Annotated in this window: 15 protein-coding genes; all 15 read right to left on the minus strand. The window is 61.3% G+C overall.

What is annotated here, in order from left to right:
• Nucleotides 1-12: 12 nt before the first annotated feature.
• A complete protein-coding gene (locus AABM56_RS15565; RefSeq protein WP_133862436.1) occupies nt 13-324 on the minus strand; it encodes a flagellar protein FliT in 312 nt (103 codons plus the stop codon).
• Nucleotides 325-338: 14 nt separating this feature from the next.
• The gene (gene fliS, locus AABM56_RS15570; RefSeq protein ID WP_026083956.1) at nt 339-719 is read right to left on the minus strand and encodes a flagellar export chaperone FliS; all 381 of its coding nucleotides are present in this window, start codon (nt 717-719) and stop codon (nt 339-341) included.
• A 94-nt stretch (nt 720-813) separates the two neighbouring features.
• A complete protein-coding gene (gene fliD / locus AABM56_RS15575) occupies nt 814-2,268 on the minus strand; it encodes a flagellar filament capping protein FliD (protein WP_347883451.1) in 1,455 nt (484 codons plus the stop codon).
• Nucleotides 2,269-2,339: 71 nt separating this feature from the next.
• Nucleotides 2,340-2,729, minus strand: coding sequence for a flagellar protein FlaG (locus tag AABM56_RS15580; protein ID WP_347883452.1), 390 nt, complete (start codon nt 2,727-2,729; stop codon nt 2,340-2,342).
• 72 nt (nt 2,730-2,801) lie between these two features.
• Nucleotides 2,802-4,238: a flagellin gene (locus tag AABM56_RS15585; RefSeq protein ID WP_347883453.1), complete on the minus strand. Its 1,437-nt coding sequence runs from the start codon at nt 4,236-4,238 to the stop codon at nt 2,802-2,804.
• A gap of 362 nt (nt 4,239-4,600) precedes the next feature.
• Entirely contained in the window at nt 4,601-9,292 is a 4,692-nt protein-coding gene (locus AABM56_RS15590; RefSeq protein WP_347883454.1) for a methyltransferase domain-containing protein, read from the minus strand.
• Nucleotides 9,289-10,578 (minus strand): class I SAM-dependent methyltransferase, encoded by a 1,290-nt coding sequence (locus tag AABM56_RS15595; protein WP_347883455.1) that lies wholly within the window; start codon nt 10,576-10,578, stop codon nt 9,289-9,291. Before AABM56_RS15595 ends, AABM56_RS15590 begins: the two co-directional genes overlap by 4 nt.
• A complete protein-coding gene (gene pseI, locus AABM56_RS15600; RefSeq protein WP_347883456.1) occupies nt 10,575-11,627 on the minus strand; it encodes a pseudaminic acid synthase in 1,053 nt (350 codons plus the stop codon). The genes AABM56_RS15595 and pseI overlap by 4 nt, the downstream gene beginning before the upstream one ends.
• Nucleotides 11,624-13,117, minus strand: coding sequence for a UDP-2,4-diacetamido-2,4,6-trideoxy-beta-L-altropyranose hydrolase (gene pseG, locus AABM56_RS15605; protein ID WP_347883457.1), 1,494 nt, complete (start codon nt 13,115-13,117; stop codon nt 11,624-11,626). The genes pseI and pseG overlap by 4 nt, the downstream gene beginning before the upstream one ends.
• On the minus strand, nt 13,105-13,818 hold the full coding sequence (gene pseF / locus AABM56_RS15610) for a pseudaminic acid cytidylyltransferase (RefSeq protein ID WP_347883458.1): 714 nt from the start codon (nt 13,816-13,818) through the stop codon (nt 13,105-13,107). The genes pseG and pseF overlap by 13 nt, the downstream gene beginning before the upstream one ends.
• 58 nt (nt 13,819-13,876) lie before the next feature.
• Nucleotides 13,877-15,052 carry a UDP-4-amino-4,6-dideoxy-N-acetyl-beta-L-altrosamine transaminase gene (gene pseC / locus AABM56_RS15615; RefSeq protein ID WP_347883459.1) on the minus strand — a complete coding sequence of 392 codons (1,176 nt, stop codon included), beginning with the start codon at nt 15,050-15,052 and terminating at the stop codon, nt 13,877-13,879.
• Nucleotides 15,049-16,044, minus strand: coding sequence for a UDP-N-acetylglucosamine 4,6-dehydratase (inverting) (gene pseB, locus AABM56_RS15620; protein WP_347883460.1), 996 nt, complete (start codon nt 16,042-16,044; stop codon nt 15,049-15,051). Before pseB ends, pseC begins: the two co-directional genes overlap by 4 nt.
• Before the next feature lie 118 nt (nt 16,045-16,162).
• Nucleotides 16,163-17,464, minus strand: coding sequence for a flagellar hook-associated protein FlgL (gene flgL, locus AABM56_RS15625; RefSeq protein WP_347883461.1), 1,302 nt, complete (start codon nt 17,462-17,464; stop codon nt 16,163-16,165).
• Nucleotides 17,465-17,475: 11 nt separating this feature from the next.
• A complete protein-coding gene (gene flgK / locus AABM56_RS15630; protein WP_347883462.1) occupies nt 17,476-19,515 on the minus strand; it encodes a flagellar hook-associated protein FlgK in 2,040 nt (679 codons plus the stop codon).
• Nucleotides 19,516-19,523: 8 nt separating this feature from the next.
• The gene (gene flgJ / locus AABM56_RS15635; RefSeq protein ID WP_273861436.1) at nt 19,524-20,744 is read right to left on the minus strand and encodes a flagellar assembly peptidoglycan hydrolase FlgJ; all 1,221 of its coding nucleotides are present in this window, start codon (nt 20,742-20,744) and stop codon (nt 19,524-19,526) included.
• Nucleotides 20,745-20,748 lie beyond the last annotated feature (4 nt).

A 20,748-nucleotide genomic window follows, 5' to 3' on the forward strand; every position in this document is an offset into this window, starting at 1 on the left:
AGCAGATGACAGTCAGCCGAACAGTTGATAGACCTTGGCAGCCTGGTTCGACTTGTTGAGCTTGGTCAGCTCCTGGGCGGTGGCGTCCCGCTCTGCCTTGCAGCCCTGCAGCAGGGAAGCATAGAGGGCCAGCAGGCGCTCAAGGCTGGCACGCAGGGCTACGGCCTCGTCGCCCGTGGCATACATGGCTTCGTCGACGAACAGCCGGCAATCCAGATCCAGCTCGGCGATACGCGTCCAGTCTCCGGCCTTGAGCGCAGCGGCCATCTGCTCATAGACGAGCTCGACGCGTTCCACCGGGGTCTTTTGCATGGCGACGTTCATCGGTCGACTCCAGATCAGGGGGCAATGGCATCCCAGCCGGATTTGATCTCGCGGATCAGGCCGGATACTTCTTCCAGGATAACAGGATCATTGTTGCGGTTGGCTTCGCTGAGCCGCCGGATCATATAGTCATACAGACGATCCAGGTTGGTGGCGAGCTCGCCACCCTGCTCGAAATCCAGAACGTCCTTCAAGCCGGCGATGATGGATACCGCCTTGCCGATCAGCTCGCCCTTCTCCGGCAGCCAACCGCGTTCCAGGGCACCTTGCGCCTTGGCCAGACGATCCAGCGCGCCCTGCATGAGCATCTGGATCAGCTGATGGGGACTGGCTTCGAACACCTGCGCCTGCAGGCCGACCTGCTGGTATTGGCGCATGGCTGTCATTGCGTTCATGTCACGACCTCTGTGTGTTTCCGATACTTTGTTTATCGGTCATGACGCGAAGAACTTGACCCCTTTATCGACCGGATTGGCCGAATCCGCCCACTCAGCTCTTGTTGGCGAAGGGCATGGCCGCCAGCTGTTGGGACAGCGAGGACGCGGTGCTCGACAACGACGAGTACAGCTGGTCCATGGCGTTGTATTGCTTATAGAGGCGATCCGAAAGCGCCGTCATCCGGGTGTTGAGCGTGGCGGTCTGGGCATCCACGTTCTTCAAGGTGGTACTCAGGGAGTTAGAGCGCTGCTCGAGAATGCCATTGGTCATGGTATAGGGATCGAGCTTGCCCTTGAGGCGCGCCGCTATGCCCTGGTCGCCGGTGAAGAAGCTGGACAGATCACTGAAGTTGGAACTCACCATTTTGCCAAGCTTGGTGTCGTCAATGGCCAAGGTGCCATCCTTCTGGGTGGTGATACCCAGGTCGGCCAGCGCCTTGACGGCGCCTGTCCCCTGCATGGTGCCAAGTTCGCCGCGGATGGTGGTCGTGAGGCCGCGAGCAGTAGCATCCCCCACCAGCGCAGCCGCGATGGGCGAGCTATTGTCCCCGACCTTCGTCACCGAGGTCTGAGTCTTGATGACACCCATGAGCTTGTTGTAGGCATCTACGAAGCCCTTGATGTTGCTCTTGACCCCCGACTCATCCTGACTGACGCCGACGGTCATCGGACTGTCCGCCGGGGTGGTGGCCTTGAGGGTGAAACTCAGACCATCGACCGCATTGCTCACCGTGTTCGAAGCGCTGGTGACCTTCAGACCATCGATGGTCATCTGGGCGCTCTTGGCTTTCGTGAGTGAATGAGCGGCAGCAGGATCGCTGGAGTCACTGTTGCTTGGCGTGTAGGCCAGCTTGGTCAAACTCTGTTTTCCCGAACCGTCGTCACCACTTACCGACACCGAGATATCGTTGCCGTCGCCGGTCTTGGTGCTGCTCAATACCAGTCGTGAACCCGTGTCGTCATTGACGACACTGGCACTGATGCCCTGGCTCTGACCGGCCTTGTTGATGGCATCGCGAATGCCACTGAGGGTATTGTTGGTAGCATCGACTTGGATATCCGACAACTTGGTATCGCCGATCTTGATGCTCAGCGTGCCCTTGCCGAAGGTGGTGGGAGAAGAAGATTTGGTGCCATCGCTGGCAGTCGTGGTGGAGGTGGCTGGTACGGATGCCAGGGCCACCTTGCTGCTGCCAGCCAATTGCGTGACTGCGACCTGATAGCTGCCGACGCTGGCGCTGGTACTGGCCGTGGCGGTGAGATAGTCGCTTTTCGACAGGGTGACGGCCCGCGCCTGGAAGCTGGTGGGGCTATTGAGCGAGGTCAGCGCGGTCTGAAATTCGCTGATGGCGCCCTTCAGGGAACCGATCGCGGTCAGCTGCGCGGTCGCCTTGGTTTGCGTCGCGTTCAACTGATCCTGCTTGGGTGCCTTTTCGGCAGCCACCATCTTGGTGACGATGGAATCGATGTCCAGTCCCGAGCCGCCAATCCCGCTGATACCTGCCATGTCACTATCCCCCTGCCAACGTTACGTCGTCGCCTCTGCGTTCAGGTAGCCTGATACAAGTTCCGCGCCAACTAGGCTTCGGCCTTGAACATCAGGCTGCGCATGTCGTCCAGCTGCTTGGCCAGCTTGAGCACTTCCTCACTGGGCATCTGTCGGATGAGCTTGCCGGATTCGCCGTCCAGCACCTTGACCACCACCTCGCCGGTGGAGTCGTCGATACTGAAATCCAGGTTGCGATGATCTTCCTGGAATTTCGATTTCAGCTTGGACAGGGCGCCATCCACGTTGCCGTCTTCCGGCTTCTCGGCCTTGTCCCCGTTGGCCTTGCTGGCTTGGGAAACCGGCTTGACCGTGGAATCCGCCGTAGGCGCCGCAGCGCTGAAGGACGTCGCGGCCGCAGGGCTCGATTGAGCGCCATAGGGCCTTACCGCTGAAAAACCTGTTGTCTTGACGATGTCCATTGTAATGTCCTCACAACGCATGAAAGGGAGAAGGGGCGTCCCCCTTCTCCCTGCCTAGACCGACCTCTGCCCTTACTGGAGCAGGCTGAGAACCGACTGGGGCAGCTGCTTAGCCTGAGCCAGGATCGCGGTACCAGCCTGTTGCAGCACCTGGTTTTTCGACAGGTTCGCAGTTTCCGCGGCGTAGTCGGTGTCCTTGATGCGGCTACGGGCGGAGGTGGCGTTCTCCGAGATGTTGGTCAGGTTGCTGATGGTGTTGTCGAAGCGGTTCTGCACCGCACCGAGGTCAGCGCGCTGGGAGTCAATGTTGGCCAGGGCCTGGTCGATCACGGACAGAGCCTTCTGGGCGCCGTCGGCGGTGGAGATGTCGACGTTGGAAACCTGGCTGAGCGAGGACTTGTTAGCGCCGAACAATTGGGCGGTGTCACCGGTCATCGCGAAGGTCGTAGGCGAGTCCAGCTTGACGTAACCCATAGCCTGACCGCCATTAGCCCGGATATCAACCGCAGGGGTGCTGAAGGAACCGTCGGACTTCTGCGAGGAGACGCTAATGGCGCCTGCGGCGTTACCGGTATCCTTGCCAAAGGTTACGTTTTCCCCAGTAGCAGAGGTAATCGTCAGCTTCTTGAGTTGATCGTCGTAGTTGGCAGTGACGCCCAGCTTGGCGGCGTTGGCATTGATCTGGTCAGCCATATCCTTGGTACTGGCTACACCGACCAGATTCAGCGAGTTGCTACCAACGGTCATGGTCATGTTGGCCGCACCACTGGAGATGCTATCGGTCACAGTCAGCACGGTACGTGCCGAGGCAGCCAGGCCGGGAATCTGGCCATTCATTTTGCCAGCGATGGTCTTTGCAGAGTCGCCTGCGGCGTAGACTACGTCCTGGCTCTTGCCACCGCCCACCAAGGTGACGGTACCACCAGAAGCCAGGGCGTTGCCGCTACCTGCAACGACACTACCTGCGGAAGTGCTGGCACCGGAGCCGACCTGGTTCGAACCCAGCGCGGTGGCCGAGGTGTCCTTCAGGGTCACGTCGATGGTTTCGTAGGCGTTGGCGCCGATCTGGAAGCTGGTGGTACCGAAGGAACCGTCCAGCAGCTTGCGGCCACCGAAGGTGGTGGTCTGGGCGATACGGGTCAGTTCGTTCTGCTGCGCGGTCACTTCCTTCTGCAGGGCGGAACGGTCGGCGTCGCTGTTGGAGCCGTTGGCGGACTGCACGGCCAGGTCGCGAATACGCTGCAGGATGTTGGTGGACTGCTGCATGGCGCCTTCAGCGGTCTGCGACAGGGAGATACCGTCGTTGGCGTTGCGAGTGGCCTGGTTCAAACCGTTGATCTGATTAGTCAGACGGTTGGAGATCTGCAGACCGGCGGCATCGTCCTTGGCGCTGTTGATACGGCTACCAGTGGACAGGCGCTGCATGGAAGTGGCCAGCGAGCTGGACGCGTTCTGCAGGTTACGCTGAGTGTTCAGGGAAGGGATGTTGGTATTGACGGTAAGTGCCATGGTGGCGTCTCCAGTTGAACCTTGTGTGCCTGAGCATGCGAATGGGACCTGCTTGCTCAGACGCCCCTGTATTTCGCATTCAAGATATTTATCGGTACTGTCCGTCAAACCTTTAGGATTTTTCTGCGATTTTCTTCAGCAGAAGCTTGACAGCAAGTAATCTTCCGATTCGTGCAAAAGGGTTATCGACCGGAGTAGCGATTTATTTAGCCCGCTTGAGACAACTCGGAGGGAATGCGGACACCGACGTCTGTGGCGCGCAGCATTGAGCGACTGGGTGAAATGAAAAGCGCCCCGAATGAAGGGCGCTTATGAAGACGGCCGGCAGGCTTTGACGGCATCGCCGTCATACCGTAGCGCGATCAGCCAGGCAACCAGGCAGCCCGCCACGCCAGCAGGTTGTCTCCCGCCAGCATCCAGTCGCGGTGAACAGCGGCGCGCAATTCAGCGCCCAGCGTCCGCGCGCCTTCCTGATCCGACAGGTGCTCACGAATAGCATCCAGCCAGTCCTTGTACTTATTGCGGACCAGGGTCACTGGCAGACCACAGCGGTAGGGCTCAATATTGGTGGCTACGACGGGATAACCGCAGGCGCCGAGTTCCAGCAGCCGCAGATTGCTCTTGCATCGGTTGAAGGAATTAATTTCCAAGGGGGCGATAGCCAGATCCAGGTCCAGACTCGCGAGCTTGGCTGGGAAAGATTCAATTTCGACGCCTTGATGGAATTCATGCGGCGGTGCACCGGGCGGACTCATGCCGAGGAACACCCAGTCCACCTCCCCCGCCAGCTCCTTCATCACATCGACCACGATCCCGAGATCGCCTGCATGACTTGAACCTCCCGCCCAACCGACCCGGGGACGCCCCTCCCGTCGTCCACTCTGCAGGTCTCCCCACCACGGCACAGGTAAGCGATTGGGAACGACACGGATGTCCGGATGGAGTCCGCGCATTTTCTCTGCCAGCGGCTCAGTGGACACCGTCAGACGATCCACGATCGACAGCGCCTGGCGTATCGCTCGGGTGACTTGCGGCGGCTGGAAGGATTCGCGATGGATACTCCTGAGCGGGATATTCCCCAGCAAGTCGTCCAAGTCAAAGACGATAAAAGACGAGGTGTTGCGCTTGAGCGACTGCAAGGCCTCCAACTGGGAATCGGTGATCTGGCGCTGGACGACGATGCTGTCCGCCTGGATGCGAGCCTGATTGACGGGCTCGAGATAGCGCTCCTGATGGATCCCATCGACCAACAAGGCGGATTGCATCGCCTGAAACGGCTGGATCATCCGATAGTGGCCACATCCCCAACGGTCGCCGGGTAGCACCTGGATGACGGGCAAGGGCCGCCAGGACAGCGGACGCCACAAATTGTCGGCATCGAGCTCCATGGTGAAATCGGCTTGATCGAGTGCCAGGTTGGAGTTGTACGCCGGATCGCTCCCGAGCACTGGCGACCAGCGCTGATAAAGCTGTGTTTCCGCGCTCTTCAGCTCCGTATCGTCGAAGCCCTGCTGTGACTCCCAGCCGAGCCGCGCATAGGGTGTCCAGACCACCAGGTAGCCGGCCTGGCCGACTTGCAGGCAGAACTCGACATCGGCGAACGGCTGAGTGGCGAAGGAGCCGCAATCGGGGATGGCGTGGAATACCTCCGCCCGCACCAGCAGGCAACGGCCACTGACGGCACTGAAGTTCTGCACCACCTGCTGCCGGTAGAGATACCCCGCGCGATCGTCGGGTTCACCCTGGAAGAGGCTGCTGGCCGGCCCGCGTAGCCCGAGGACCAGGCCGGCCATGGCCACCTTGCCTTCGCGATCCAGCAACTTGGCGCCGACCACGCCGACCTCCGGACGCCGTGCCTGGTTGACCAGCTCGTCCAGCCAGGACGCCTTGATGCTCAGGCAACCGGCACTGAGCCAGAGCAGGTACTCGCCCTTGGCCGCCTGGGCCAGCGGCTGGGGCCCATCGGCAGGGATGACCCTCAGTTGCTCCAGGCCCAGCGTCACCAGTTCATCGAGCCAGAGACCTATATCGGCCGCGACGTTCGCCGGCCGGCCGACGAGGATCTCGTAATGCGGATAGGCGGTGCCGCCCAGGATGGATTCCAGGCAGCGACCCATTTCTTCCAGCGGCCCCTGAGCCTCGATCAGAATGGACACCAGCGGCTGGTGATCGCTCAGGTACTGAATGCGGCTCACGCATGGCAGGGCACCCGCACCGACCTCTGCCGGCACGCCGAGGCGGGCCAGGTGCGCGCGGACGATGCCATGGGTCGCTGCCGGTTCGCATTGCTGCAGCCAGTCGGGGAAGGTCTGCGACGAGTGATGCAACACGTCCGGCAGATGGGCAATGGCCGTGACGCCATGACGCTCGACCACCTGCAGCAGCAAGTCCTGGACCAGTGCCACGCCAGGCGCAGGGACGCTGGCGGTGGATGCCAGCAACGCCTCGCGACTGATTGCCAGCAGCGGACCGGTATAGGGATAGCTGCGCAGCAGATCCAGATTGAAGGCCGCTTTGAAGATCGGGCATTCAGGACCACTGTCGGCGAGGTGATCTTCATCGACGTAGCACGCATGCACATTCCCGGATACCAGAATGCGCTCGGCTAGCCGCAACAGAGCCTCAGGTTCGAGGCGATCACCCGCGGCGATTTTCAAGGACCAAGCCGCTTCGCTGTTCGCCAATGCTGCCTGCCAGCTCGCCAAGTCGGCAACAGACTGTTCCAACCGGACCGTCGTAAAACTCGGGTAATGCTGCTCTTTCAACGAAGACAGCGTCACCTCCGCCAACGCTGCCTCGCCCACGATCACCACGAGAAAATGCAGTTGCGCATCCTGAATTATCGCCTGGTGGTAAACATCAAGACGGGCGGGGCTCGAGCGTCTGGCTGCGAGCCAGTCGGTGTATTGAATGACTGGGGCTTCCTGGGCCGCAGCAGCAAAAGGCTGGGCGACAAAGGGCGCCACCTGCGAGGAAGCGTCCGTGGCGACGGGTGTCCTCTTGACGTAACGTCTGGACAAGTCGCCGGAATCCCTACCGGGTCGAGCGCGAATGAGAAACTGCAGACTGCAAAGTTCGCCAACATCCTCTGGCTGTAAGTGCTGCAACGTCATGTTGCCGACCTGCAAGGTTACATCGTGCTTATCCTTGTTTTCGTAATAGGCCTGAGCGACACGACCATCAAGGAGATAATTTAGCGTTTCGGTGTGATAACCCGTTTCATAGAGAAAGCGCCGAAATTCAGCCAGGGTGAAAAAGCGGATGTGGGTGACATCAAGCAGACCCGCCCCTTCATATTTCCAATAGCCTTGTGCCAGTTCCGACATCAGCCAGAGGTTACGTACGTTGGGAATCGAGATCACCAGTTGCGCATCAGGCGACAAAAGGGGCTGCAAGGCCTTCATCACCGCCCATGGATTGTAGAGATGTTCCAGGACATCCCCTAGGATCACCCCATCCAGTGTTCCGGCTTCTATGCCTTCAGCCTGGAGATCGAAGTCTTCGAACTTGCCGACCAGTACCCTGTCGAGCCGTTGCCCCGCGATCTGCGCGGCGGACTCGTTGACTTCGATGCCCCAGACCCGCGAGTGAGGATGGCGCTGCTTGAATAGCCCACTGGTCGCCCCTGCTGCGCAACCCACGTCAAGCAGGAAACGGGGCGGCGTGGCGAACGCGCCGATCAGCTCTTCACGGGGCGCTTGATGGTAGGCAGCCTCGACATCGCTGACGCTCACATCTAGGTGGGTCTGCCACACATAGGATTCGACAGCCGCCGCTCCAGCCATCATCTCCTGCATGAGTGCCGCGACTCGATCAGTCGCCAACCCGTCGACACCCAGGTTGTAGTAGCCCGCGCGGGCCTGCATTTCGGCAACCATGACGCGACGTCGCTCGTTGTCGCCAAGCAAGGAGGCCAGCTCGGCGGCCAATTCCGACGGCTCGACCTCCAGAACCCCGGATGCCGCATCAAAACTCGGCCCAAGCAATACCCCAGGCTGGTTGACGAGATTGATGGCCGGCGTACCCGCCAACATGGCCTCTACGCTGTAGTTGGAGTCCATGGCGATCAGTACGTCAGCCGCCAGGAGCCACTCGCGGCCATTCTCGCTGGTATGCAAATAGTGCGCGGCGTTCGCCCCCGACTCGGCGAGAAGCTCCTCAACACGCTGTGTCCCAAAGTGGGCATTGGCAGGACGATCCTTGATGACTGCCGCGAAGTCCCAGCCCGCTCGACGCAGTTGTTCGCAGGCATCGATAAAGACCCGTAGCGTGTTGCCATACAGGTGCTCGTCGCCGAGCGCAGTCAGATTGGCGGCCCAGGTGCTACCGAAGACGACGATCGGACGATTGACGGGATAGCCATAGCGCTGACACAACATCTCGCGGGCCTGAGGCCGCTGACCGCGCCATTGCAGGTAACCGTCCCATGCCGGATTACCGGTTACTCTGATGCGCTCCGGAGGTATACCTATGTCGAGATATCCTTCACAGCCTCGCTCTCCGTACACCGCCAAAACATCAGCCTGTAGATGGGCGTGGACGGTATAGGGCTCGGACAGGGCCAGTGCGTGGGCGAGATGGAGACTAGGAATATTTTTTTGTACGGCCCAATTGACTGCCGTCTTGGCAGAAGCCTGCATATCCTCGTTGACCACTACCAGCCCGATGGAATGCTGCTCTGCTGCACGATTCAGGGCGGCTGTCAGCAGGAGTACCGTCGGCAAATCAGCCTGAAGCGTTTCCAGGATGATCTTCGTCAAGCCCGGATGCGCCAAATCTCCCAACGCCTGCTGCAGGTGCTCGTGAGTGAGGCCGCTTTCCAGACTGCTCCAGTCCAGTTCAGCGTTCTGCAGGACATGCCGTTGCTGCTCCACATCCAGCAGCCCCACTAGGTCGACCACGGCAGAACCGGTTTCCGCCAGCGCTCGCTCGAGATCTGCGTCGATCAAGGATGAAAGGCTGAAAACGGTCATTGGCCCTTGCGTTCTGACGAAACGAAGCAGGGCCTCGCGCTGGGCTCCCCACAGCAAACTGACGATTGCCTGGCGCATCATGTTCTCACTCCGCTGAAGCAGCCATAGTGCTGCCTGAGCAACTGCTCAACCAGATTGTATTGAGCACCGGCGGCTATTTCCCGTTGAAGCCCGGAAGGAACGCCAAGCCCATCGGCCCAATGGCGAGCGATGGAAAGCGCCTGCTGGTCCATGTCCAAAGCAGACTGCCACTTGGTGAAAAGCGCTCTGATATCGGTCGGAAGCAGGGAAAACCAGTCCAATCCAGGCCAGTGCTCGGCAAAGCTCTTGAATACCTGAAACAGATAATGTTGGCAGCGTAACGTGGGCAGTAGCGCAGTCCACGCCGCATGATAATCGGCAATGCTCAATGGCAGCTTTGCCACTAGCGAGGTATCGGCCTGCCCCTGCAAGCCTCGCTCGAGTTCATTGAAGTCTTCAAGGAAAGCTACATTGGCTGCCGGATCATTACGTTTCTCCAGCACGACAAAGAGTCGTCCAGCCATCGAGGGTGCCAGGTGTTCGATCAGCGCCTGCTCGATAAACAGATTGAGCTGAAACAGCGCAGAATCCTTGGCGATCCAACTTTGCAACCGTTGCCATCTGCGGTTCAGCTCAAGTGAACGCCATAATTTCCAGTTGACATTTCCTGCGGACAAAAACGCCCCATACGGATGAATACCACGGACGCACAGCTGCTGATCCGTTGCGAACTCGACTATCTCTTCGGCAGTGACCCGCATATTGAAATGCATGAAGTCGTTAGGGTCTGAGCTTCGTGTCAGAGGCTCAGGCCACGAAGCCCGATCCTGACCGAATGCATAATGAGCGTTGGCCAAGGAATGTATATCAAATAATATCCGCCCCCCCGGCCGCACGACCCTCAGCCAGTCCATCAGGGCTTCACGCCAATTGGGAAAATGCACCAGGACGTTTAGAGCGACCACGGTGTCGGCACTGCCGTCAGTGCAGGGTAGCGCCAATAGGTCGCCCTGCCGAAGATCAAGGGGCAGTTCCTCGGCCAGACGGCGCGTTTCGTCCAGCATCGCCTGGGAGCTATCCACCCCGGTCACCTGGTAACCGTCGCGCGCCAGAGCGATGGCCGCCCGCCCTGTACCCGTTCCCACATCGACGACCTGCTTTCCGCTGGCGTTTCGCCGAATCAGATCGATCTCCAGCAGATGCTTGAGCTGATTGGTGCCGCTATTTTCGACCATTCGCTGCGAGTACCAGGAAACCATCCCTGGGTCAGTCCACGCGTGGGTTTTCCAGTTGATCAGGGCAGCGTGCGGGGTATGGCCGGCAGCCTGGGTAGTGTTAGCACTCATTGCAGCAAGCTCCAAGCAAGAGGGGTACCACGAGGAATGGCCTGCCGCGCTCGCCGGCCTATCACCTCGTCTAGATGAGCGGGGGCGAGCCCGAGTCCTGGACGTATCGACCTGACGTGCCCGGGAGTAAGGATCTCGCCTGCCCCGAGATCCTTCACCACGTATAGCGAACGACGAAACTGCAGCGATGGTCGCTCGGCCGCCTGAACGCCATAACGGATTCCACCCAATGCCTGCCAGGCCCGTTCGGTCTCGGTAACCAAGCTACGAAGTTCATCGGGCTCCAGGGAGAAGGCCGCATCAACACCACCGTCAGCGCGATCCAGGGTGAAGTGCTTCTCGATGACCGTCGCCCCGAGCGCGACCGCGGCGACGGCCGCACCAATACCGCCGGTATGATCGGAAAGCCCTACCTCGCAGCCGAACAGCTCTTGCAGATGCGGCAGGGTACGCAAATGGCTGTCAGCGGCAGAGGCCGGGTAGGTGCTGGTGCACTTGAGTAACACCAGCTCTTGGCATCCAGCCTGACGGGCCGTGGTGACGGCGGCATCCAATTCCGCGATTGAGGCCATACCGGTGGAAATGATCATCGGCTTGTTCGTAGCGGCTACCCGAGCGATCAGCGGGAGATCGGTATTTTCGAAGCTGGCAATCTTGTAGGCCGGTACCGAAAGACGCTCGAGAAAATCGACGGCGCTGGCATCGAAGGGCGTGGAAAACGCCAGCAACCCGAGTTCCGCCGCGCGTGCGAACAAGGCTTCATGCCACTCCCAGGGCGTGTAGGCCTGCTCGTACAGGCGATACAGAGAAGTGCCCTGCCAAAGACTATTCGGATCGGAAACGTGGAACTCCCCTTCATCCAGATCCAGCGTCATGGTGTCGGCCGTGTAGGTCTGCAGCTTGATGGCATGAGCACCCGCGGCAGCGGCTGCCTCGACGATGGCGAACGCACGCTCCAGAGATTGATTATGGTTGCCGCTCATTTCGGCAATTATGAAGGGGGGAGCTTCACGGCCGATCAGCCGCTCACCGATACGAAATTCACTCATCGACAGTCTCCCCGCAAAGGACGGTAGAGTTGATGAAGGCGCGGCTGATAGCCGGCCTGTTGAAAGAGTCGTATCGAGGCAGGATTGTCGTTACGCACTCGCGCCTCGATCTCTTCGATTTCCCACCCATGGTTGGCGAGATAGTCTTCTCCGGTCTGCAATAGCAGCATTCCCCATCCTGCACCCAGCCGCTCCTCAAGGAGATAGAGCGAGACCTCCGCGATCTTTGCGGAGCGTCGCTGGAAACGGATAACCCCAACAGGGGCGTCGAGAACGGACGCTATCAGTAGCAAGTGTCCTTCGGTGTCGGCCAGGGTTCGGGTCAGCCAGCCAAGATGGTCATCCCAGGAGAGCGGGTTCGTGTTCAGGGAAGCTCGACGAACCACCTCGGCATTACGTCCATCGTAGAGCAGCCGGGCATCATCTGCAGTGGCCGGACGCAGTCGAAGATCCTGACCGAGCATGGCCGTGGTCACACGGATGGTTCCCCGCCCGTCCACCAGCGCCTTTGATTGCGCGGCGAGACTGCGCCGCAGCTCATTGCTCAGCAGAAGCGTACGTACGGCCGCACGATAATCGGCAACCTCGAGCGTTTCGGCCTCGCCGAGATACAGATGAGCGCCGCGCTCCGCCAGCGACGCGGCATTGCCCTGCTGGTTCGGCGCGAGAGCCACACAGAGAGTCGGTCGCCCCAGGGCGGCACGCTCCCAGGTACTACTGCCTCCTGCCCCAATACAGAGATCGGCAGCGGCCATGAGCGCAGCGAAATCCTCTACATGTCGCTGCAAATGCCAGTGCGAATGCTTCGCCGTGAGCTGTTGAAGTCTGTCGAACGCCGGGTTGGCCGAGCCAGCGACGATATCGACCTGCAACGTTGGAAAGTCGGCCAATGCCCCCAGGACCTTGAACGTCTCACCCTTGGCATCCACGCCACCGAAGTTCACCAGTACCCGCTCGACCGTCGATCTCAGGGGTGTTTCCCTTCCCATGAATGCCGGCCGCAGCAGTGCGAATCGCGGTCCGAACAATGCCCGCCCGGTTTCGATCGAAGCCATTTCCAGTCGCGTGAAGGCAGTGAAATTCTGATCCAGCAGCAAATCCACCGCGTGCCGACGTTGCGGCAAGTCGTCTATCGCCAGGACGCGCCTCGCGCGATTCCTGATCGCACGTTCCCAGTCCTCCCCCAGGCCGTAGTGATCCACCACACACCAGTCGAAATCGAGTTCGTCGGGCAAGACCCGTAGCAGACAGTCCATGTCCTCTGCCCAGGGCAATGGTGATTCGGGATCATCACGTTGATCCAGAACCGAGAGTCCATGTACCGGATAGCCACGCGACTCGATCTCCGCAAGTGCATGGCCAGGCTCCAGGCGACAGGCGAAATGTACCGCGCAGCCCATCGTCGCGAGCGCGTCCGCCAGCGTAAGACAACGCATGACATGGCCGGTACCGATTCGCAGCGAAGCATCGGCCCTGATCAGGATGCGCATTCAGAATCCCTGGATTGCCAAGCGGCATAGATCAGCTCTGCTCGGTACCAGTCATCCAGGGTATCGATATCCTGGACCTGGTAGCGCGGTAGACGCAGGGGTAGCGACTTCGCGCCATGCAAGGGCTCACCCTGCAACCAGGCCGAGGCTCTTCCCCAGTAGAACTGGCCAGCATCGTGGAAGGTGGGTTCCAGATCCTGCGAACGGGTCTCGCGATATTGTGGATAGAGAGCTTCGAGACTGCCGTCCGTTGTCATGCGTAACGCACGCTGCACCGGTGCCGGAAAGTCCGCGACAGTGAAGGCATAGGCTTTGTCGACCCGCGCCTCGAGCAACGCCAGCCCGGCAGCCAGATCGCTCACCTGGACAAAGGGGGCTGTGGCGTAGAGGCAGCAGGTGTAATCCGGATGGCAGCCTGCCTTCTGTAGCTCACACAGCGCATGCTGGATGACGGCAAGCGTACCTGCGTAGTCATTGGCCAGCTCGGCAGGCCTTACAAAGGGAACTTCAGCACCATAACGCAGAGCGACATCGGCAATCTCCGCATCATCGGTACTGACCACCACACGCCCAAACAAGCCACTTTGAAGAGCCGCTTCGATCGAATAGGCGAGCATGGGACGACCGTGGAACAAGCGAATGTTCTTACGCGGAATGCGTTTGCTGCCGCCGCGAGCAGGAATAATCGCTATGGTTCTCATAGGCGCCCCCCGATGCACAGGCAGCGCCGGCAGGGGCCCAGCAAAACCCTTCGTAGCTTCACGACCCACATTGAGCCACCCCGCTATCGAGCAGGCCAGCTAAAGTATTCACCACCCTATTCTGCTGGTCCTCGCTCAGGTCGGCGTACAGCGGCAGGCTCATGGCTTGGGCGTAGTAGCGCTCGGCCTCGGGGAAATCGCCCTGCTGAAAACCCAGCGTTTGGTAGTAAGGCTGCAGGTGGACCGGAATGTAGTGCAGATTGATGCCGATACCCGCAGCTCTCATCCCGGCGAAGACCTGATCGCGCTGATGTTCATCCACCCGGATGGGAAAGAGGTGCCAGGCCGACTCGGCACCGACCTGGTCGCCAAGGAGGCCGACCGGCAACTCTGCCAGCAGCTCCCGATAGCGCTGGACCAGGGCGCGCCGACGCGCGATGAAGGGCTCTAGGCGGTCGAGCTGCGACAGTCCCAGGGCCGCCTGGATGTCGGTGATGCGGTAGTTGAAGCCCAGCTCCAGCTGTTCGTAGTACCAGCCACCCTGCCCTGCGGCCTGCAGCAACGCAGGATCGCGGGTGATGCCATGGCTGCGCAGTCGCCGCATCCGTTCGGCAAGGGCGGCATCGTTGCAGGTGAGCAGTCCGCCTTCGCCGGTGGTGACGATCTTCACCGGATGAAAGCTGAACACGGTGATGTCGGCCTGGGCGCCAGAGCCCACGGGCTGACCGGCGTAATGCGCGCCTATGGCGTGGGAAGCATCCTCGATCACATTGAAGCCATAGCGACGTGCCAAAGGCTGGATAGCAGCCAGGTCGCAGCTCTGGCCGGCGAAGGCCACGGGCACCAGGATCTTTGGCAGCCGCCCTGCCCGCTCGGCGACCTCGAGCTTGGTAGCCAGCGCCGGAACGCTGAGATTGAGGGTGCGCGGATCTATGTCGACGAAGTCGACGTCGGCGCCGCAATAGCGCGCACAGTTGGCGCTGGCCACGAAGGTATTGGGCGAGGTCCAAAGCAGATCGCCGGGCCCCAGGTCCAGCGCCAGGCAGGCGAGATGCAGCGCCGCCGTGGCATTGCAGACGGCCACACCATGCGTCGCTTCGCAGCGCCCCGCCACCGCCTGTTCGAAGCGCTCGATCATCGGCCCCTGGGTCAGCCAGTCGGAGCGCAGCACGGCGGTGACCGCGGCGATGTCCGCTTCGCTGATGGATTGCCGACCATAGGGAATGGCGCTCATGGGCAGCGCTCGACCAGCTGGCGCAGCGCCGCGACGTCGAGGTAATCGGGATTGATGTCGGACAGGTATTCGAAGCCCGGCTCGACCGGATGTCCCTGCTCGCCCAGGCCATCAAGGGAGTAGTCGCACGGCTGGTTGAAGCTCAGCGCCGGCGCGATGACATAGTGACGCGCGAATTCCAGGGTATGAGGACTGTCATCCCGGGAGATCATCATCTCGTGCAGCTTTTCCCCTGGACGGATGCCGACCTGGCGCTGCGGCAGGTCCGGCGCCAGGGCAGTAGCCAGATCGACGATCCGCGCGGAGGGAATCTTGGGCACGAACAACTCGCCGCCCTGCATACGTTCGAAGCTGCGCATGACAAAATCCACGCCCTCGTCGAGGGTGATCCAAAAGCGTGTCATGCGCGCATCGGTGATCGGCAGGTCCTCGGCGCCCTTGGCGATCAGCTTGCGAAACAGTGGCAGCACCGAGCCGCGGGAGCCGACCACATTACCGTAGCGCACCACGGCGAAGGACGTATCGCGACTGCCGGCGATGTTGTTGGCGGCGACGAACAGCTTGTCCGACAGCAGCTTGGTGGCGCCATAGAGATTGATCGGACTGGCCGCCTTGTCGGTGGACAGGGCGATGACCTTCTTCACGCCGTTCTGCAGCGCCGCGGCGATGATGTTTTCCGCGCCATTGACGTTGGTGCGGATGCATTCGGTAGGGTTGTATTCGGCCGCCGGCACCTGCTTCAGGGCGGCGGCATGTACCACCAGATCGATGCCGCGCATGGCCTGCTGCAGGCGCTGCTCATCGCGCACGTCGCCGAGAAAGTAGCGCATGCAGGGGGCGTCGAACTCCTGGCTCATCTCGTACTGCTTGAGTTCGTCACGGGAAAACACCACCACCCGCTTGGGCTGATAATCGCTCAACAGCCGCTTGACGAAGGCACGACCGAAAGAGCCGGTACCACCCGAGATGAAGATCGACAGGCCATCAAACATGTTGCTATCCCTTCGCGATGAGTCGTGCGGCCGAGGCGGCGGAAAACCGTCGCGACAGGCCTAGCGGAAGAGTAGCAGCAAAAAATCGGCCAATCCTGGTTGTGAAACGCCAGCTATGTCAGCCCAGATAATTGAACAGACTCAACTGCGACACCTTCACGAAACTCTGCTGGGTCGCTTGCAGTACGGTGTTCTGCAGCGCATAGCGTGACAGGGCTTCAGCATAGTCCAGATCTTGAAGATCCGACTGCACCGACTTGTTCACCAGGCTGACGTCGGCGATGAAGTCGCTGGTGGAGTCGATGACGTTGAGGCGCGCACCGACCTTGCCGCGGATACCGTCGACCTGGGTGTAGGCCGTATCCAGGTTGCTCAGGGCTACTGCAGCACTGTCGCGCATCTTGTACACGCCCTCGGTACTGCCATCGCCGCTCTCCAGGGCCTTGCGCAAGTCGGATACCACGTTGAGCAGGCTGCGCTTTTCGTTGGAGGTATCGCGGGTGATCTTGAACTCGTCACCGGCTGCGGGAGCGCCGTCCATCTGCACCTTCACCCCGCCGTAAGTGATGAACTTGCTGGCTTCCTGGGTGCTGTTGAGGCTGTCCGCCTTGAGCTGGCCCGCGGGTGGATTGGCCGGATCGTAGGCAGCCCATTCGGCGGCGGTAGGCGCCTTGGACAGGTCGTAGATGACGTACTTCTTGTCATCGAGGAAATGAATGCCGACGCCATCGGTAGCGGCTGGTGGGTTGCTGGCGGGAAAGGTGGAATCGTAGGCTTTCTTGTCATCCACCAGGCCGAGCGATACCCGCCCGTTGCCGGTGTTGCCAGTCGCCGGCGTGGTATCCACCCGATTGGCGTTGAAGTTGTTCTCGAAGGCGTCCTTGCCGCTGTCGCTGATGGGCACGAAGGTGGAGCTGGCGATCTGCACGCTGCGCTGGCCTTCGTCGCCGTTGTAGCTGTAGGTGCCGTCGGCATTGCGCACATAGGGCTGGGTATCGCCCATGGAGCCGGAGAACAGGTACTTGCCGCTGGCATCCTTGCTGTTCATCAGGTTCATCAGCTCGTCCTCGCGCTGACCGACCTCCTTGGCCAGGGATGCGCGATCGGTCGGGTCGAGGGCGCCATTGCCGGCCTGGACGGCGATCTCGCGGATGCGCGTCAGCACGGTTTCCACCGAGGTCAGCATGGACTCCTCGGTGTTGAGGCTGTTCTTGGCGGCGGTCATGCCGGTGTTGTACTGACCGTTGAGCGCTTCTTCCTGGCTGATCTGCAGCAGCTTGACCGAGGCCACCGGATCGTCCGCCGGCGTCAGGATCTTCTTGCCCGTGCTGATCTCTTCCTGAGTACGGGTGACGCTGCCGTAGTTGTTCTGCAGGCCGCTGATGCCGTTGTTGAATGCCTGGACGGTAGAGATGCGCATGGGCGGGTTCCTTATCTGAAGGCGCCGAGCAGGGTATCGAACAGCGACTGGGCGATCTTGATGACCTGCGCCGAGGCACCATAGTACTGCTGGAACTGGACGAGTTTGGCGGCTTCCTCGTCGAGGTTGACGGCGGACAGGGAGTCACGATTGTCCTGGGACTGCTTGAGCACCGTTTCGCTGGCGGCCGAATCCACCCGCACCTGGGCGGTCAGGGTACCGACCCGCTCCACCAGGCCGCCGTAGGCGTTGTTGTAGGTGGTGCCGGTATTGCCATAGCCGCCCATGGTGGGCTTGGTCTGCAAGGCCACCAGGTTCAGCGCGTTACGGTTGTCCGAGACCGCGCCCGTGTTGGTCCCAAGGGTGAAGCTGTCACCGGCCTGGGGAACGCCGCTGATATTGAAATCGTAGGTGTAGCTGTTGTTGGTGGTCGGGTCGGTATACGTGAGGCGAACAGCGTTGGTCTGGCCACTGGTAAGACCGGTCGTTGAAGGCGACACGTAGCTGAGCGTCGCGCCGCTCGGCAGGGTGCCATCCAACTGGTTGGTAGTGCTGTTGAAGCTCAGCTTCAGCCCAGTGGCTCCGAACAGCCGCCCGAAGTCGGCGGTGTTGACCGGCGACACCGTGCTGGTCAGCGCCGGCTGGGTGATGGCCCCCGTACCGCGGTTGTTGGTCGTGGCCGCGGTCTTGGCGGTACCGGCGAAGCCCAGTTGATCGGCCTGGGCCAGATCCACCTTGAGCTGGGAAGCACCGCGACGCGTCGGCTGCAGGCTGAAGACATCGCCGGCCTGGGCCTTGGCGAGCTCGGCAGCACTGAATTGCACCTTGAAGCCCTGATCGTTGCCATTGGCATCCGTAAGGGTCAGGGTGACCGGATCGGTACCGCTCTGGTTGACCGTGAGCGCCGCGTTGTCACTCGCCCGCCGCGCCGTGAAGCCGGTGCCGTTGTAGTCGAGACGGTAGTCGCTGGGCGAGAGCTTGCTGGTATCGGTGATACTCAGGGTCGCGCTGGCCGAGCCGGTATTGGTGGCCCGCCCCATCACCCGCAGACCGATGCTCTGGGTGTCGTTGATGTCGCCGAACAGCGCCGAGCCGGCATTGCCGGACAGGTCCAGGCCCTGTCCCAGCTGCTTGTTGACGGTGTCCGCCAGGGTCAGCGACAACTGCCCCAGGCTGTTGTAGGCGTGGTCCAGCGCCGTGTCGCGATAGGACAGCAGGCCGCCCATCTCGCCGCCGCTCAGCTGGCTGGTGACATTCTGCTCGGTCGAGCCGGAGGTCAGGACGATCTGGAAGCGCGAGGGATCGTCGGTGCCGGGCTTGGCCGTCATGCTGGACACGGTATTGCCCACCACCAGCGGCTGGCCGGTGCCAACAAAGAGGTTCAGCGCGCCGTCGTCCTGTTCCACTACCTGCAGCCCGACCATGCCGGACAGCTGCTTGATCGCCTGTTCACGGGAATCGATGAGATCGTTGGGCGAACCGCCGGCGGCCTTGGAACGGGCAATGGCGTCGTTGAGACTGCCGACGCTCTTGGCCAGCGCATTGACCTGATTGGTCAGCGCCGACAGCTGGTCGTTGATCTGGCCGTTCTGCTTGTCGACCTGGTCGTACAGGGTGTTGAACGACTTAGCCATGCCCTGGGCCTGAGCCAGCACGGCCTCCCGCGCCGGGATCGACGACGGATCCTGGGCAGCGGTCTGCAGGGTGGCGAAGAACTTCTGCATGGCCGGGGTGATACCCGTCGTGCTGTCGGACAGCAGGCCGTCGAGCTGGGAGATCTGGCTCTTGAAGGTCTGCAGTTCGCTGTTCTGGCTGTTGGCCGAGCGCACCTGGTTGGTGAGGAAATCGCTGGCGAGGCGGCGTACATCCACCGTCTGGGAGCCGGAACCGACATAACCCGAGCCATTGAACTGGGCGATGTTGGTCTGCTGGATGGTCTCCTGCCGCGAATAGCCGGGCGTGTTGACGTTGGCGATGTTGTGGCCGGTGGTGGTCAGGGCGTTCTGCGTGGTGCGCAGGCCCGACAGACCAATGGAAAGTAGATCAGCCATGGCTCACCTCAACCGCGGGACGGACTGGTGCCCAGGGAGGCGACCGTCTGATAGGTGTTCATGTTGCGGGCGATCTGGATCACCTTGCGTGCGTATTGCGGATCGGTGGCGTAGCCGGCCTGCTGCAGGCCCTGCATGAAGCGCTCGGAGTTGCCGTTGGTGGACAGCGCCTTGTCGTAGCGGTCGTTGCTCTGCAGGAAGTTCACATAGTCGTGGAAGCTGTCGGCGAAGGAATCGTAGGTGCGAAACTTGGCGGTCTCGGTCACCGCCTTGCCATTGACGAATTCCTGGGTCACCGCCGGGGCGCTGCCGCCGTCCCAGCCGTGGGACTTGATGCCGAACAGGTTGTTACTGTTGCTGCCATCGGCCTGCTTGACCATGTGCTTGCCCCAGCCGGTTTCCAGCGCCGCCTGGGCGACCAGGTACTTGGGGTCCACGCCCAGGCGCTTCGCCGCGGCTTCGGCCATGGGCATCATGGTGTCGACGAATTCCTGACGGGTACGGAAACGGGTCTTGCCGGTGGCAGCGGCGGCGCTGTCCACGCTGGCGACGGCCTCGGTCGAGGCAGCCGGCTTGCTGCCGGGTTGCGTGGCCTGCTGGCGCCAGGCGCTTTGGGCGGCAGCCACTTCCTGGAAGCTCTGCTTGAGCGCAGCACCCTGCTCCGCCGCGCCGGAAATATTGGCGGCGGTACGCTCGGCCAATCGCCCGGGCAGCGCCAGCCGACGCGAATTGAGCGCGCTGGAATCGTCACGCCCGGACGCCACCGCATTGGTCGGCTTGAGGCCGTGGCTCGCCACATCGTTGAGCTTGGCATTGCGGCCAGCCGCCAACTGGCCTTCGGTGGGCGCAGCCTGGCCGACCTGGGCAAAGGGATTGGGGCGCGCCGACGGCTGGGCGGTCTTGCTCAGCTGACGCTCGAGCACGTTGGCCAGGCCGATACCGCCGCCATCCCGGGACAGGGAGACGGCCAGCTGCTGGTCGTACATGTCCTGGTACTGCTTGGTGGTCTCGCTGGAAAAGGGGCTGTCCTTGTCCGCCAGCGCCTGGTTGGCGCTGCGCATGGACTTTAGCATCTGGCTCAGGAACAGCGACTCGAATTCGCCGGCGACCTTCTTGACGTTTTCCGAGCTGTCGCGATCCTTACCCTTCATCTGGGCCAACCGATTCAGGTCGGTGAAGGCCCCCGAATCCTTGACGTTGCCGTAGTTGCCACCCAGACGAGATTCCATCGCC

Origin of the sequence: Pseudomonas aestiva, from assembly GCF_039908605.1 — a bacterium.
In the GTDB taxonomy this organism is placed as follows: Bacteria; Pseudomonadota; Gammaproteobacteria; order Pseudomonadales; family Pseudomonadaceae; genus Chryseomonas; species Chryseomonas aestiva.

Coding starts and splice junctions, on each gene's coding strand:
- AABM56_RS15590 (WP_347883454.1), bottom strand. CDS start 9,292: ATGATGCGCCAGGCAATCGTCAGTTTGCTGTGGGGAGCCCAGCGCGAG.
- fliS (WP_026083956.1), bottom strand. CDS start 719: ATGAACGCAATGACAGCCATGCGCCAATACCAGCAGGTCGGCCTGCAG.
- flgJ (WP_273861436.1), bottom strand. CDS start 20,744: ATGGAATCTCGTCTGGGTGGCAACTACGGCAACGTCAAGGATTCGGGG.
- flgL (WP_347883461.1), bottom strand. CDS start 17,464: ATGCGCATCTCTACCGTCCAGGCATTCAACAACGGCATCAGCGGCCTG.
- pseC (WP_347883459.1), bottom strand. CDS start 15,052: ATGAGCGCCATTCCCTATGGTCGGCAATCCATCAGCGAAGCGGACATC.
- flgK (WP_347883462.1), bottom strand. CDS start 19,515: ATGGCTGATCTACTTTCCATTGGTCTGTCGGGCCTGCGCACCACGCAG.
- AABM56_RS15585 (WP_347883453.1), bottom strand. CDS start 4,238: ATGGCACTTACCGTCAATACCAACATCCCTTCCCTGAACACTCAGCGT.
- AABM56_RS15580 (WP_347883452.1), bottom strand. CDS start 2,729: ATGGACATCGTCAAGACAACAGGTTTTTCAGCGGTAAGGCCCTATGGC.
- pseG (WP_347883457.1), bottom strand. CDS start 13,117: ATGCGCATCCTGATCAGGGCCGATGCTTCGCTGCGAATCGGTACCGGC.
- pseB (WP_347883460.1), bottom strand. CDS start 16,044: ATGTTTGATGGCCTGTCGATCTTCATCTCGGGTGGTACCGGCTCTTTC.
- fliD (WP_347883451.1), bottom strand. CDS start 2,268: ATGGCAGGTATCAGCGGGATTGGCGGCTCGGGACTGGACATCGATTCC.
- pseF (WP_347883458.1), bottom strand. CDS start 13,818: ATGAGAACCATAGCGATTATTCCTGCTCGCGGCGGCAGCAAACGCATT.
- AABM56_RS15565 (WP_133862436.1), bottom strand. CDS start 324: ATGAACGTCGCCATGCAAAAGACCCCGGTGGAACGCGTCGAGCTCGTC.
- pseI (WP_347883456.1), bottom strand. CDS start 11,627: ATGAGTGAATTTCGTATCGGTGAGCGGCTGATCGGCCGTGAAGCTCCC.
- AABM56_RS15595 (WP_347883455.1), bottom strand. CDS start 10,578: ATGAGTGCTAACACTACCCAGGCTGCCGGCCATACCCCGCACGCTGCC.